The following is a 12,246-nucleotide window of genomic DNA, read 5'->3' as shown; positions in this document are numbered from 1 at the left end:
GGCGCTCCCCGCGCACCTTCTCGCTGTGCTACTCCTCGCCGATCAGCTGCTCGGGCGATACCACCGGATCCTGGAGCTCCAGGTCTCGTCATTCATCGAGGCCGCCATCTCCCACGGCTGCGGATCGCGCACCCCCTCGGCGACCTCACGGCTCCGAGTCTCGAGGTCCAGCTGTCCGGCTGCGCTGCCGGCGGGTCTGAGGCAAGAGGCGAGCCTGTCCGTCTAACCCGTCTCCCCGGTTCGCCTGCCCGGGCCGCCCCCCTGCTCACGCGAGGCCGTTCTCCAGTTACAGGGGCCGTCCCCGCTCCCGAGCGCGTGCACACGCTTGCACCCGGCGCGCGAGCACCGGCACGAGTAGCTCGCCTACCGAGCCGACGTCCACGAACGCGTATCGCCGCAGGTCTTCGGCCTGGAGCCGGATCGAGCAGATCTGCCCGGGCGTGAGCCGGCCACCGTCGAAAACCAGCACCACACCCTCGCTGCACCCGGTCCGTGTGGCAGTCCAGTCGACGCCCAGCAATGCCCCTGGTGCGACGTCGAGACCGAGTTCCTCAAGCACCTTGCGCCGTGCGCCGGCCCGAGAGGACTCCTTGGCCTCCGCTGCGCCTTCGGGGATCAAAGCAAACCCCGCCAGAATTATTGATTGCGACTGTCGCTCTCCGAACGCTATTTTTTTCACATGGTCAGAGCTATCCTCGACAACGCCGGAAACTCGAATACCAAGGCGCACTATGAGTTCCTGCTCGCTGAAGGTATGCCGGTAACAGAGGGTGTGGATGGAGTTTCTGAGTTTCGTGCACTAAGACCGTGTCCTACGTGGTGAGGCGATCGTTGAGTCCGTCATGGGGCGGGGTACGTGGAGTTGGGTTGTTCCGGACGGGTTATGGGAGATCGCGGAGCCGCTGATCCCGCCGTCGAAGGTGCGGCCGCAGGGTGGTGGGACGCAAGACACGCCTGATGAGACGGTGTTCGCCGCGATCATCTACGTCCTGGTCAGTGGGTGCGCCTGGAGGGCCCTGCCACCCTGCTTCGGGGTATCAAAGTCGACCGCGCACCGTCGGTTCCTGATCTGGTCCAGGGTCGGAGTCTGGGGCCGGCTACACGAGGAGATCCTGCACCGCCTCGACGATGCCGGCCTGCTCGACCTCTCCCGAGCGGTCCTCGACTCCGCCCACGTCCGCGCAAAAAAGGGGGGGCGAACTCACAGGTCCGAGCCCCGTGGACCGGGGAAAGCCGGGTTCCAAGATGCACGTCCTGTCGGACGCGAACGGACTGCCCCTCGTCGTCGGCGTCTCGGCCGCCAACACCCATGACAGCCAGGGCCTGAAGCCCATGATCGCGGGCCTCCAAACGAAACACGACCCTCAGCGAGGCCGGAACTTCAAACCCCGGCGCCTGCATGCCGATAAGGCCTACGACATACCTGAACTGCGGAAAGGGCTCCGCGGAAGAGGCATCGGCGTCCGCATCGTTCGCAAGGGAATCGAGTCGTCAGAACGGCTCGGACGCCGCCGTTGGGTGATCGAGCGGACTATGTCCTGGCTCACCGGCTACCGCCGGCTCAACCACCGCTACGAACGCCACCCCCGCAACTACCTGGCTTTCCTCGGCCTCGCCGCCACCCTCTGCTGCTACAAGCGACTTCTCCGCCTCACCACGTAGGACACGGTCTTAACGCGGAGAGCACGTAGAAGCTCCCTGCCGGCTCCCCGCTCGCGTGGGGATGGTCTCGAGCTGGGGACCGGCGGCGGTTGCGCCCGGCGCCGCTCCCTGCACCCGCGGGGGTGGTCGCCACGCCGACGACAAGGGCTACATGATCGAGCCCTTGTCGGTCACGCGCGCGGGATGGCTCCCTGACGACTCAGCGGAGTCCACCACCCAGACCTGCTCCTCGTAGCCAGCGTGGATCGTCTGTCTGGTCGTCTGCGGCGTGACTGGGCTCGGCAGGTTTGGTAACGGGTGTTACCATGTGTGGTATGGCGAAGACGCAGTTGGGTGCGCGGGTGGATGAGGATGTTGCGGAGCTTGCGAGGAGGCGTGCTGCTGATCTGGGGCTGAGCGTGGGGGATTACCTAGCGCGGCTGGTGCAGGACGATGCCAGTGGTCTGCGGGCCCGGGCGGTGGACGCGGCTGCCCGGTTCCTGGCTGAACATCAGGCGGTCTTCGATGAGGCCGAGCGGGATCAGGTGGTTTCTGGGGGAACGCGCGCGGCATGATGGAGCTGCACATCGATGTTCCCTGGATTCTGCAGGTCGCCGAGGCGGCGGGTGCGGATGACCCGGCCCCTGACGACTACGGCGTCCCGGTGTCGGCTGTCGCCCGTCACCGTGCTGAATTGTTCGAGCAGCCCGTCTACGACGGTGCCTACGCGAAAGCCGCGGCTCTGGTGCACACGCTGGGCCGGTGCCGGTGGCTGGAGCGATCCAATCTTGCCGTGGCCGCCGCCTCTGGCGTGATGTATCTCGAAGCCGTCGGTATCTCCGTCAAGCCCACACGAGAGAACGCCATCGCCCTAAAGGACCTGCTCCTCGACCCCGAATGCACCTGCGGCCGCATCGCAGCCCTCCTGCGCAGATGGCCCACCACCACCTGACACCCACCGGTCACCACGCCGACCACTGCGGCAGTCATCGCCAAGTGGTTCAGATGGTGCCGTCGTTGCGGTAGAACTGCTGGTCACCGGCTCTGAACCCGCACACGCGGGGATGGTCCCCACGTGCGCGTACGCCGAGGGAAGGACGCTGTCTGCTCCCTGCACGCGCGGGGGCGGTCCCAACCTGACGGCCTGCGGAGGTTGAGGCCTCTCATCTCCTCGCATTCCCCGAGGGCCTTCGCATGGGGACGGGTCGGCTGGCCGCTGGCCGCCGTTGGCCCTGCGAGTTGCGGGGGAGTGGCTTGGTTGTGTGCGGGGTGCTTCGTCTGTTTTGGTGAAAGAGGTCTGGCGTGGGTTGTGTGTGAGGTAGAACTGCAGGTCACGAAGGCTGCTCCCCGCATGCGTGGGGATGCTTCTGCGGCGGGCGGTCCTCGACCAGGCGCCGCCGGCTGCTCCCCGCATGCGTGGGGATGCTTCCGACCGCTGGCACCCCGAGGTGTCCGATGCCGATTGCTCCCCGCGTCCGCGGGGCCCGAGCACGGTGGAGACCGCCGACGACTGTCATTTCTACAGCACCCCCGGCGGCAGCTGCGTCTTCCGGCGCGACACCCGGCCCGACGGCATGGCGCTGCTGGCGGCGAGCGGAGAGTTCGGCAAGACCAGAGTCGACTGCCTGCGTCAGGCCCTCACCGATGCACTCGGCACCGTGCCACCCGGGTCCGCCTCGACCTGACCGCCGTCACCTTCGGTGACACCGCCCTCCTCCACGCCCTGTCCGCAGAGCCTGGGGGTCAGCCGAGGATGCCGAGGTCGCTGTCCGGACGGCAGATCGCGCAGGCCCGTATCCCCTCGCCCAGTACGCGGCGGCCTCGTCACGGGTGAGCGGGTCCACGTTTTTGGATCGAGGGTTTCGCCGTCGAGGCCGGGGGGCTGCGCCTGCAGCGACGGTTGCGGCCATCAGGCCGAGCGCGGAGAGCAGTCCGAAGAGCTGTGGGGTTCCGCCGAGCGGTGGGGCGAGGAGGGCGGCTGCGAAGGGGGCGAGGGCTGCGGCGGTCATGGCGGGTGCGCTGAGGATTGCGGAGAGGCGGCCGTAGTGGGTGGTGCCCCAGCGGTCGGTGATGGCGGTGGCCTGGAGGAGAGTGAGGTTGCCCCGGACCACGCCTGCCCCAACCGACACCGCGACCAGCAGGCTGTACGGCCCGGGGACGGCGGCGAGGGCTGCGGTGATCAGGGCACCAAGGACGATGAGGACGGCGGTGCGGGTGGTGGTCCCGGTGCGGCTTGCGAGGCCGGAGTAGAGGGTGCGGCCGAGGGTCTGGCCGGCGCCGCCGAGGCCGAGGGCCCAGGCCGCCTGGCTGGTGGTGTAGCCGCGTTCGATCACGAGCGGGACGAGGGCGACGACAACGGCGTACATCGCGAACGCCGAGAGCGTGAACGCGAGCGCGAGCAGCAGGAACGGACGGCTGCGCACCACCTCTTGCGGCGTCGAGGTCACATCGATGATCGCTGGCGCGGCCGGCGGCCAGGGAGCGCGGAGAGCCCACGCGTGCGCCGGAATGGTGATGGCGGCCAGGAGCGCGGCGAGGACGAGGTAGGTGGTGCGCCAGGTGAAGTGGTCGGCGAGGGCGGCGGTGAAGGGCGCGAAGACGGTGGAGGCGAGGCCGCCGGCGAGCGTGACGATGGTCAGGGCGCGGACGTGGCCGGGGGCGAACCAGCGGGTGATGGCGGCGAACGCGGGCTGGTAGAACGTCGCGGCCATGGCGAAGCCGGCCAGCAGCCAGCCCGCGAAGAACACCGGCAGGTTGGGCGCCAGGGCCACGACCACGAGACTCGTAGCGCCTGCGGCGGAGCCGGCGGTCATGACGGCGCGGGGACCGCGGTGGTCGATGATCCGGCCGACTCGGATCCCGGCGACGCCGGAGACGATGAGGGCGAGTGAGAACGCGGCCATGGTGGCGGTGGTGGACCAGCCGGTGGCGGCGGTGATCTCAGGGTTGAGGACGGGGAAGGCGTAGTAGACGATTCCCCAGCTGGTGATCTGCGTGGCGCACAGTGCGGGTAGCGCGCCGCGGGGCCGCGACCGGACCCCCGTCCCGGTCGCGGCCCCGTCTGTACGGGTGTTGAGGTCGGTCACGAGCCGCAGGAGGGCGCCGGGGCAGAGGTTCCGAGCTGGATCAGCGTCGGCGTGGGTGCGCAGCAACCGCCGTCGGCGGCCTCGCTGGTCTCGGGCTGGTCGAAGAGGCCTGCGCCGCCGCACACTCCGGTCTCGGGCAGGACGAGTTCGACACGTTCGGCCGCTTCGTGGTCGCCCGCGATCGCGGCGGCGACGGAGCGGACCTGCTCGTAGCCGGTGAGGGCGAGGAAGGTGGGCGCGCGCCCGTAGGACTTCATCCCGACGACGTAGACACCCTCCTCCGGGTGGGACAGCTCCTTCACGCCGTGCGGGTAGACGGTGCCGCAGGAGTGCTGGTTCGGGTCGATCAGCGGCGCCAGTGCGACCGGGGCCTGGAGGCGTTCGTCCAGGCCGAGGCGGAGCTCGTCGAGGAAGGTCAGGTCGGGGCGGAAGCCGGTGAGGACGATGACCTCGTCCACGAGGTCGAGCCGGCGGCCGTCCTCGGCCACGAGGACGAGCTGCTCGCCGACGCGCTCGAAGGCGTCCGTACGGAAGCCGGTGACGGCGTCGGCGTGCCCTTCGTCGACGGCGGCCTTGGCAGCGAGGCCGAGGGCACCGCGGGCGGGGAGCTGGTCGGCGGTGCCGCCGCCGAAGGTGGAGCCGGAGATGCCCCGGCGAAGGATCCAGGTGGCGTGCGTGCCGGCGCCGTCCTCGGACTTCGCGAGGTCGGCGAGCAGGGCGAGCGCGGTGAAGGCGGAGGCGCCGGAGCCGATGACGGCGGTCCGCTTCCCGGCGTAGCGTCGGCGGGCGGCCGGGTCCTTGAGGTCGGGGACGCGGTAGGAGATGCGGTCGGCGGCCGCGCGCTCGCCGCACGCGGCAAGTCCGTCGCCGCCGGCGGGACTGGGGACGGACCAGGTGCCGGAGGCGTCGATGACGGCTCGGGCGAGGATCCGCTCCTCACGCCCGTCCGTGTAGGTGACGTGGACGGTGAAGGGCTGGGCCTCGCGGTCGGCGTCGACGATCCGGTCGCGGCCGACGCGGGAGACGCCGGTGACCCGGGCACCGGTGCGGACCTTGTCGCCGAGGACGTCGGCGAGCGGCTGCAGGTACCGCTCGGCCCAGTCGCCGCCGGTCGGGTAGGTCTTCGCGTCGGGCTTCACCCACCCGGTGGGAGCCAGGAGCTTCTCGGCGGCCGGGTCGGTGACCTCACCCCAGGTGGAGAAGAGCCGAACGTGCGACCACTCGCGCACTGCCGCACCCGCCTGCGCACCGGCCTCCAGGACCAGCGGCTCGATGCCCCGGTCGGCGAGGTGGGAGGCGGCGGCCAGTCCGGCCGGACCGGCCCCGATGACCACGACGGGCAGCTGCTCGGTGGCGGTGGCGTTCATGACGAGTCCCCTTTGTTTCGACGTTCATCGATCTCCTGCCCCTTCAGCATGCCCCTTGCATCGACGAGCGTCAACATAGACATTCATCGAATCCCGAGCTTCGCCCGTGAGGCGGGCACCCGTGTCCGGGCGGAGACCTCTGGGGGGCTGCTTCGAGATGTGTCAACATAGACGTATGTCGAATGTGAAGGTGCTGCCGCTGCTGGAGTCCGCTGTCGAGCCGTGCTGCCCGCCGCTGACGGAGCGGCCGCTGACGGCCGAGGAGGCCGAGCGGACCGCGGTCATGTTCAAGGCGCTGGGTGATCCCGTGCGCCTGCGGCTGTTCTCAGCCGTGGCGTCACACGAAGGCGGCGAGGCGTGCGTGTGCGACATCTCCGACGTCGGCGTCTCCCAGCCCACGGTCTCCCACCACCTGAAGAAGCTGAAGGAGGCCGGCCTCCTGTCCTCCGAGCGGCGTGGCACGTGGGTGTACTACCGCGTGGAGCCCGCCGTCCTGGCCGCCATGGGCGCGCTCCTCACCCGGGCGGCCGCCGCGTGAGCTCCTCAACCCTGGTGGTGCCGCTCACGGCCGCGCACGCCGGCGAGGTGATCGCGATCTACCAGGCCGGGATCGACGAGGGCAACGCCACCTTCGAGACCGTCGCACCGGTGTGGGAGCAATTCGACGCGGTGAAGCTGCCCGGGCACCGTTTCGCTGCAGTGGACGAGGGTGGCCGTGTGCTCGGCTGGGTCGCGGCGTCGAGGGTGTCCGACCGGGGCGCGTACGCAGGCGTGGTCGAGCACTCCGTGTACGTCCATCCCGGCGCGCGCGGCCGCGGTGTCGCCTCCATGCTGTTGAAGGCGTTGGCCGAGTCGACGGAGGCGGCGGGGATCTGGACGATCCAGTCCGGCATCTTCCCCGAGAACACCGCCAGTCTCGCCGTCCATGAGCGGGCCGGGTTCCGTGTCATCGGCACCCGAGAACGCATCGGCCGCCACCACGGAGTGTGGCGCGACGTGGTGCTCGTCGAGCGCCGCAGTACGGCCGTGGTGTGACCAGTTGGCTTTGTCCACGGCAAAGTTTCGACGGCGCAGGGCAGCAGAGCGGGTGGGCTGTCGCAGCCGGTTCTCGGAGGTCCGGACGAATCCGGACCGGCCGTTCCGTCCCTTGCCCCGAAGGTAGAAGCTCGCTGTAGCAGGGCAGGCTTGTGACCGGCGAGGATGCCCGTCATGATCACTGACCAGACCCTCAATCCCCTCCGGCCGACGCTTTCAGCACCAGTGGTGTTCGGAGCGGGGGCGGCCATCGGTGTTCTGGGCGGGATGATCGGGCTGGGCGGCGCCGAATTCCGCCTCCCACTGCTGATCGGCGTCTTCGGGTTCGCCGCGCTCTCGGCCGTGATCCTGAACAAGGCGATGAGCCTGGTCGTGGTCCTGGTCGCGCTTCCCGCCCGGCTGGCCGCGGTGCCGGCAGCCGAGGTCGCCGCCCGGTGGCCGGTCGCGGTCAACCTGCTGGCCGGCAGCCTGCTGGGCGCCTGGGCCGGAGCGTCCTGGGTGGTCCGTATGCGCAGCACCACCCTCTACAAGGTGCTCGCCGCCCTGATGGTCCTCATGGCCGCTGCCCTGGTGGTCACGCACACCACCACCCTGAACACCCTCGCGCTGCCCTGGTGGGCTCAGGTCCCAGCCGGCGTCGCGGCTGGATTCGGCATCGGTGTCGTCGCCGCGATCATGGGCGTTGCCGGGGGCGAGCTGCTCATCCCGACGATCGTGCTGTTGTTCGGTGAGGACATCAAGATCGCCGGAAGCCTGTCCCTTCTGGTTTCCCTGCCGACCATGCTCGTGGCGTTCGCCCGCTACAGCCGCGACGGCAGCTTCGCCGTCCTCGGCGCCAATCTCCGATTCACTGCGGTCATGGCTGCCGGCTCGGTCGCTGGGGCAGTGCTCGGCGGGCTCCTTCTCGGCGTGTTCCCGGACATGGTCCTCATCCCCGCACTGGCCGTGATCCTCCTCGTCTCCGCAGTCAAGCTCGCCCGTCACGACTGAGCAGCCGTGGGTGCCTCCCGACCTCGTGACCACCGAGTTCGGCCTGATCCCGGCACCTCCCAGACCTCGTGAACAGCGGACTTCACAACTCAACTCGTGGACAAAGCCAACCAGTCTCGGACCTCGGGGCGCTGGCCACACGGCCGCGTGCTGGACGTTTGCGGCGGTTCATTCCTCCGTGACGACCGAGCCGTCTGAGGCGGAGCGGTTCCACAGTTCGCCGTAGTTCTGCAGGTCTTCCTCGGGCAGGTCCAGGTCGCCGTGGACACCGATGGTGGTGGTGTCCCAGGGCCGCAGGCTGTCGTGGCGGGGGGTGAGCAGGACGCCGAGTACGGAGGGGCTGTTCAGTCTTGCCGGTGCGGGAGGTCACCTCCTGGTGGCGCAGCTGCACGTAGGCGGTGAATGCGGCCTGGACGTCGTCGTCGAATCGGGTGGCGGCGCCGACGATGAGCTGCCGGGTCCCGTCCGCGTCGAGCCGTCGTCTGAAACGCCACTTCGTCTGTCCGTCGGGGACGTGAGGGACGTCGCGGAGCATGTCCTGCAGCAGGTGGCCCCAGTCGGTGCGGGCTTCGACCGGCAGTTGGTCGAGGTCGGAGAGCATGGTGTGGCGGTTGGACTCGGTGAGAGGACTGCCGAGCGGGGTGAGAGCGATGTCCTCCAGCATGAAGCGGATCATGAGGTGGGCGCGGGTCCCGTCGTCGCCGGCAGGCGCCTGAGCCAGCTGCGGGGTGGAGTACAGCACGCAGTCTTCTCCGACGAGGCCGGTGTCGATCTCGTCGGGCGGGGCGGCGGCGTCGGCAGCGGCGAGTTCGTACTAGCGCACCGGCTCATCACCGAGCGGGACGGCCGGTTGTTCCGCAGCACGGAAGAGGTGGTCGAGCACGGCAGTGGTCGAGCGCAGCTGCCCGAACAGAAAGTCCCAGTCGCGGCGGGTCAGGGCGATGGCGGGCATGCCGACCGGCTGCCAGGTGGCGATGGTCCCTTCCGGCACGTGGGGGTGGTCCAGCAGGAACACGGCGATCCACTCGTAGTCGTTGCCGTCGACGCGCATGCGGCGGCCCCGGCCGTTGACCATGTCGGCGGGCAGCATGCGCAGCTGCCGCACGCTGCCCTTGGCCTGGCTCATCGCCTTGGCCGCGACCTTCTGCACCCAGCCGACCTCCTTGGCGTCGGGCTTCGGATGGATCGTGCGGGCCTTGAACTGCACCGCCGCGCCGCGCCGGCCGGCGATCAGCAGCCGGTCACCCTGTTCTCGCGAGCCTGAGCCTTTTGCCGCGTGCGCGGCTTGCTGAAAGACGAAGTCCGGCAGACCCCAGGCGGCGGCCGCGGTGGGGGCGGCTTCCTCGGCGGCCTTGCCGTGCTCGACGTGGATCGGCAGCGGCAGAGCCTGGGGTATGCGCCGCATGTGCGGGCCGTTCGGTGTTTCGACGATCAGTGTCAGAGCCGTGGCGTCCTCGTCGTCGATGAGGCACAGGGCCGGTGAGGGTGCTTCGGTCATGCTGGCCGTTTCACGGCACGCGGTCGGCCCGACGCCGGGATTCTCCGTTGTCAGGACAGGAGCTGTGCGATCTGGCGGACGGCTTCGCGGGCGGGGCGGCCGACGCCGATGAGGGTCGCGGACGCGGGGCCGGTCCAGTCGCCATAGCCGAGCAGGTGGAGGCGGGGCTCGTCGAGGGCCTGGGTGCCGGTGGTGGGGATGTGGCCGCGGGGCCCGCGCAGGCCGAGCGGGGCGAGGTGGGACAGGGCGGGGCGGAATCCGGTGCACCAGACGACCGCGTCGGCGTCGGTGCGGGTGCCGTCCGCCCACTGCACGCCGGTGTGGGTGAGGCGGGTGAACATGGGCTGAGCCTTGAGGAGGCCGGCGTCACGGGCCGCGCGGACCGGTGGGACGGCGACGATGTCGCCGAGCGAGGCGACGCCGCCGGTGTCGGTGCGGCCTTCGTCCAGGGCGCGGCGGCGGGCGGTCGCCACGTCGAAGAGAGCACGGCCGTCGATGTCGTCGGCGAGGTAGCGGGGTTCGCGCAGGGTCACCCAGGTCAGGGTGGTGTCGCGGGCGAGGTCGGCGGCGATCTGCGCGCCGGAGTTCCCGCCGCCGACCACCACGACGCGTTGTCCGGCGAAGTCCGCGGGGCGCTGGTACTCGACGGTGTGGAGTTGGGCCCCCTCGAACTCGGTGCGTCCGGGGACGGCAGGGATGAAGGGCCGCGACCAGGTGCCGGTCGCGCTGATGACCGCGCGGGCCCGCCAGGCTCCGGCGTTCGTGTTCACGCGCAGGAACGCGCCGTCGCGGTGAACGGCCGCGACGCGGACGGGGCGGCGGACGGGGAGGTCGTAACGCTGCTCGTAGTCGGCGAGGTACGCGACCACGTGCGCGGCATCCGGATACGTCTCGCCTGGTTGTGGGGGCATGAGCCGGCCTGGGAGGGAGGAGTGCGCGGCCGGGGAGAACAGGTGGAGGGAGTCCCAGGTGTGCTGCCACGCTCCGCCCGGGGCGGGGGCGGCGTCGAGGATGACGAAGGCGAGGCCCGCGCGGCGCAGGTGGTAGCCGGCGGCGAGCCCGGCCTGGCCGCCGCCGATGACGACCACGTCAACGGTCTCGTAGGTCATGGGCGGGGCATTCCTTCTCAGGGAGAGTGGCGTCCCGCCCTGCGGGCGCGGGGCGGGACACCGGGCGGCGGCGTGGGCGGGACGCTACTGCTGGGCAGGGCTGAACTGCCTGCGCCAGGCCAGCGAGACGTAGACCAGGGCGACCAGGACGGGGACCTCGATGAGGGGGCCGACGACGCCGGAGAGGGCCTGGCCGGAGGTGACGCCGAAGGTGGCGATGGCCACGGCGATGGCCAGCTCGAAGTTGTTGCCGGCGGCGGTGAAGGCCAGGGTCGCGGTGCGGTCGTAGTTCAGGCCGATCGCCTTGCCGAGGGCGAAAGTGCCGAACCACGTCACGGCGAAGTACACCAGCAGCGGCAGCGCGATCCGCGCGACATCGAGCGGCTGGGAGGTGATGGTCTTGCCCTGCAGGGCGAAGAGGATGACGATCGTGAACAGCAGGCCGTAGAGCGCCCAGGGGCCGATCTTGGGCAGGAACTTCGTCTCGTAGGCTTCGCGGCCCATCCTCTTCTCGCCGATCCGGCGGGTCAGGAACCCGGCCAGCAGCGGGACGCCGAGGAAGATGACGACGTTCAGCGCGATCTTCCACATGGAGATGTCGAGGGTCTCGCCGTCGCCGAGGCCGAGCCAGCCGGGCAGCAGGTCGAGGTAGAACCAGCCGAGCAGGCCGAACGCGAGCACCTGGAAGACGCTGTTGAGGGCGACCAGGACGGCGGCGGCCTCACGGTCGCCGCAGGCCAGGTCGTTCCAGATGATGACCATGGCGATGCAGCGGGCGAGTCCGACGATGATCAGGCCGGTGCGGTACTCGGGCAGGTCCGGCAGGAAGATCCACGCCAAGGCGAACATGATCGCCGGCCCGAGGACCCAGTTGATCACCAACGACGACACCATGAGCTTCTTGTCACCAGTGACGGCGTCGAGACGGTCATAGCGGACCTTCGCCAGGACCGGGTACATCATGATCAGCAGGCCGACGGCAATGGGCAGCGAGATGCCGCCGATCTCGACCTTGGCGAGGGCGTCGTTCAGGCCGGGGATCAGGCGCCCGAGGCCGAGGCCGAGGGCCATGGCGAGCAGGATCCAGACGGCGAGGAAGCGGTCGAGGGTCGACAGCTTCGCGACGACCGACCGGTCTTCGGCAGCCGCGGGGGCGTTGGTGGTCAACAGGACCTCTTGGAGTCGGCATTGGCGCGGGCGGTGGCGGCCAGTTCGGCGAACTGGCCCGCCAGGGTCTCGATGACCTCGGGCCTGAGCCGGTAGTAGGTGAAGCGGCCACAGGGTTCGGTGTCGACGACCCCGGCCTCGCGCAGCACCTTCAGATGGTTGGAGAGGTTGGTCTGCTTGGCGCCGGTCTCCTCCACCAGGTGGGTGGTGCACAGCGTCTCGCGGGCGAGCAGAGTCACGATCCGCAGCCGCAGGGGGTCGCCCAGCACCCGGATCAGATCAGTGTCGACTGACGTCATCATGGACTGATACTGTCACATCACCATCTGCTGATACCAGCTGGGGCTGATTCA

General features: G+C 69.8%; 14 protein-coding genes. 7 read left to right on the top strand and 7 right to left on the bottom strand.

Annotated elements, in window-relative coordinates:
- Nucleotides 1-286 precede the first annotated feature (286 nt).
- Nucleotides 287-730, bottom strand: coding sequence for an NUDIX domain-containing protein (locus ACFV2S_RS30270; protein WP_385565936.1), 444 nt, complete (start codon nucleotides 728-730; stop codon nucleotides 287-289).
- A 112-nt stretch (nucleotides 731-842) separates the two neighbouring features.
- On the opposite strand from ACFV2S_RS30270, the gene ACFV2S_RS30265 reads away from it, so the two are divergent.
- The 4 genes from ACFV2S_RS30265 (at nucleotide 843) to ACFV2S_RS30250 (ending at nucleotide 3,326) form a co-directional block, all read left to right on the top strand.
- A protein-coding gene (locus ACFV2S_RS30265) for an IS5 family transposase (protein WP_385565934.1) occupies nucleotides 843-1,662 on the top strand; the annotation gives its coding sequence in 2 pieces (ribosomal slippage) (nucleotides 843-1,190 and nucleotides 1,192-1,662; 819 coding nt in all).
- Between the two features lie 314 nt (nucleotides 1,663-1,976).
- Nucleotides 1,977-2,216, top strand: coding sequence for a hypothetical protein (locus tag ACFV2S_RS30260; protein ID WP_385565930.1), 240 nt, complete (start codon nucleotides 1,977-1,979; stop codon nucleotides 2,214-2,216).
- Nucleotides 2,216-2,593 (top strand): fic family toxin-antitoxin system, toxin component, encoded by a 378-nt coding sequence (locus ACFV2S_RS30255; RefSeq protein ID WP_385566064.1) that lies wholly within the window; start codon nucleotides 2,216-2,218, stop codon nucleotides 2,591-2,593. Before ACFV2S_RS30260 ends, ACFV2S_RS30255 begins: the two co-directional genes overlap by 1 nt.
- Nucleotides 2,594-3,053: 460 nt before the next feature.
- The gene (locus ACFV2S_RS30250) at nucleotides 3,054-3,326 is read left to right on the top strand and encodes a hypothetical protein (protein ID WP_385565926.1); all 273 of its coding nucleotides are present in this window, start codon (nucleotides 3,054-3,056) and stop codon (nucleotides 3,324-3,326) included.
- A 6-nt stretch (nucleotides 3,327-3,332) separates the two neighbouring features.
- Here the strand turns inward: ACFV2S_RS30250 and ACFV2S_RS30245 are convergent, their stop codons facing one another.
- Together ACFV2S_RS30245 and ACFV2S_RS30240 are read right to left on the bottom strand one after the other, a co-directional pair.
- On the bottom strand, nucleotides 3,333-4,727 hold the full coding sequence (locus ACFV2S_RS30245; protein ID WP_385565922.1) for an MFS transporter: 1,395 nt from the start codon (nucleotides 4,725-4,727) through the stop codon (nucleotides 3,333-3,335).
- Complete coding sequence (locus ACFV2S_RS30240; RefSeq protein WP_385565918.1) at nucleotides 4,724-6,094, bottom strand: NAD(P)-binding domain-containing protein; 1,371 nt, start codon at nucleotides 6,092-6,094, stop codon at nucleotides 4,724-4,726. The genes ACFV2S_RS30245 and ACFV2S_RS30240 overlap by 4 nt, the downstream gene beginning before the upstream one ends.
- A 175-nt stretch (nucleotides 6,095-6,269) precedes the next feature.
- Here ACFV2S_RS30240 and ACFV2S_RS30235 point away from each other — a divergent pair, with 175 nt between their 5' ends.
- The 3 genes from ACFV2S_RS30235 to ACFV2S_RS30225 all read left to right on the top strand — a co-directional run bounded on the left by ACFV2S_RS30235 (nucleotide 6,270) and on the right by ACFV2S_RS30225 (nucleotide 8,119).
- Nucleotides 6,270-6,632, top strand: a complete 363-nt coding sequence (locus ACFV2S_RS30235; protein WP_385565914.1) for an ArsR/SmtB family transcription factor — start codon at nucleotides 6,270-6,272, stop codon at nucleotides 6,630-6,632.
- A complete protein-coding gene (locus ACFV2S_RS30230; RefSeq protein WP_385565909.1) occupies nucleotides 6,629-7,129 on the top strand; it encodes a GNAT family N-acetyltransferase in 501 nt (166 codons plus the stop codon). Before ACFV2S_RS30235 ends, ACFV2S_RS30230 begins: the two co-directional genes overlap by 4 nt.
- 174 nt (nucleotides 7,130-7,303) lie before the next feature.
- Nucleotides 7,304-8,119, top strand: a complete 816-nt coding sequence (locus tag ACFV2S_RS30225; protein ID WP_385565905.1) for a sulfite exporter TauE/SafE family protein — start codon at nucleotides 7,304-7,306, stop codon at nucleotides 8,117-8,119.
- Between the two features lie 814 nt (nucleotides 8,120-8,933).
- Here the strand turns inward: ACFV2S_RS30225 and ACFV2S_RS30220 are convergent.
- The 4 genes from ACFV2S_RS30220 to ACFV2S_RS30205 all read right to left on the bottom strand — a co-directional run bounded on the left by ACFV2S_RS30220 (nucleotide 8,934) and on the right by ACFV2S_RS30205 (nucleotide 12,195).
- A complete protein-coding gene (locus ACFV2S_RS30220) occupies nucleotides 8,934-9,617 on the bottom strand; it encodes a hypothetical protein (RefSeq protein WP_385565901.1) in 684 nt (227 codons plus the stop codon).
- Nucleotides 9,618-9,667: 50 nt separating this feature from the next.
- Nucleotides 9,668-10,726: an ArsO family NAD(P)H-dependent flavin-containing monooxygenase gene (locus ACFV2S_RS30215; protein ID WP_385565897.1), complete on the bottom strand. Its 1,059-nt coding sequence runs from the start codon at nucleotides 10,724-10,726 to the stop codon at nucleotides 9,668-9,670.
- 84 nt (nucleotides 10,727-10,810) lie between these two features.
- Nucleotides 10,811-11,896 (bottom strand): ACR3 family arsenite efflux transporter, encoded by a 1,086-nt coding sequence (gene arsB, locus ACFV2S_RS30210; RefSeq protein WP_385566059.1) that lies wholly within the window; start codon nucleotides 11,894-11,896, stop codon nucleotides 10,811-10,813.
- On the bottom strand, nucleotides 11,890-12,195 hold the full coding sequence (locus ACFV2S_RS30205) for an ArsR/SmtB family transcription factor (protein ID WP_385565892.1): 306 nt from the start codon (nucleotides 12,193-12,195) through the stop codon (nucleotides 11,890-11,892). The genes arsB and ACFV2S_RS30205 overlap by 7 nt, the downstream gene beginning before the upstream one ends.
- Between the last annotated feature and the right edge of the window lie 51 nt (nucleotides 12,196-12,246).

The organism is Streptomyces sp. NPDC059695, assembly GCF_042733785.1.
Classification (GTDB): domain Bacteria; phylum Actinomycetota; class Actinomycetes; order Streptomycetales; family Streptomycetaceae; genus Streptomyces.
The sequence above is the reverse complement of the archived record's forward strand: the minus strand, read 5'-3'. Positions and strand labels throughout refer to the sequence as shown.

Coding starts and splice junctions, on each gene's coding strand:
- ACFV2S_RS30205 (WP_385565892.1), bottom strand. CDS start 12,195: ATGATGACGTCAGTCGACACTGATCTGATCCGGGTGCTGGGCGACCCC.
- ACFV2S_RS30215 (WP_385565897.1), bottom strand. CDS start 10,726: ATGACCTACGAGACCGTTGACGTGGTCGTCATCGGCGGCGGCCAGGCC.
- ACFV2S_RS30240 (WP_385565918.1), bottom strand. CDS start 6,094: ATGAACGCCACCGCCACCGAGCAGCTGCCCGTCGTGGTCATCGGGGCC.
- ACFV2S_RS30225 (WP_385565905.1), top strand. CDS start 7,304: ATGATCACTGACCAGACCCTCAATCCCCTCCGGCCGACGCTTTCAGCA.
- ACFV2S_RS30220 (WP_385565901.1), bottom strand. CDS start 9,617: ATGACCGAAGCACCCTCACCGGCCCTGTGCCTCATCGACGACGAGGAC.
- ACFV2S_RS30260 (WP_385565930.1), top strand. CDS start 1,977: ATGGCGAAGACGCAGTTGGGTGCGCGGGTGGATGAGGATGTTGCGGAG.
- ACFV2S_RS30250 (WP_385565926.1), top strand. CDS start 3,054: ATGCGTGGGGATGCTTCCGACCGCTGGCACCCCGAGGTGTCCGATGCC.
- ACFV2S_RS30255 (WP_385566064.1), top strand. CDS start 2,216: ATGGAGCTGCACATCGATGTTCCCTGGATTCTGCAGGTCGCCGAGGCG.
- ACFV2S_RS30235 (WP_385565914.1), top strand. CDS start 6,270: ATGTCGAATGTGAAGGTGCTGCCGCTGCTGGAGTCCGCTGTCGAGCCG.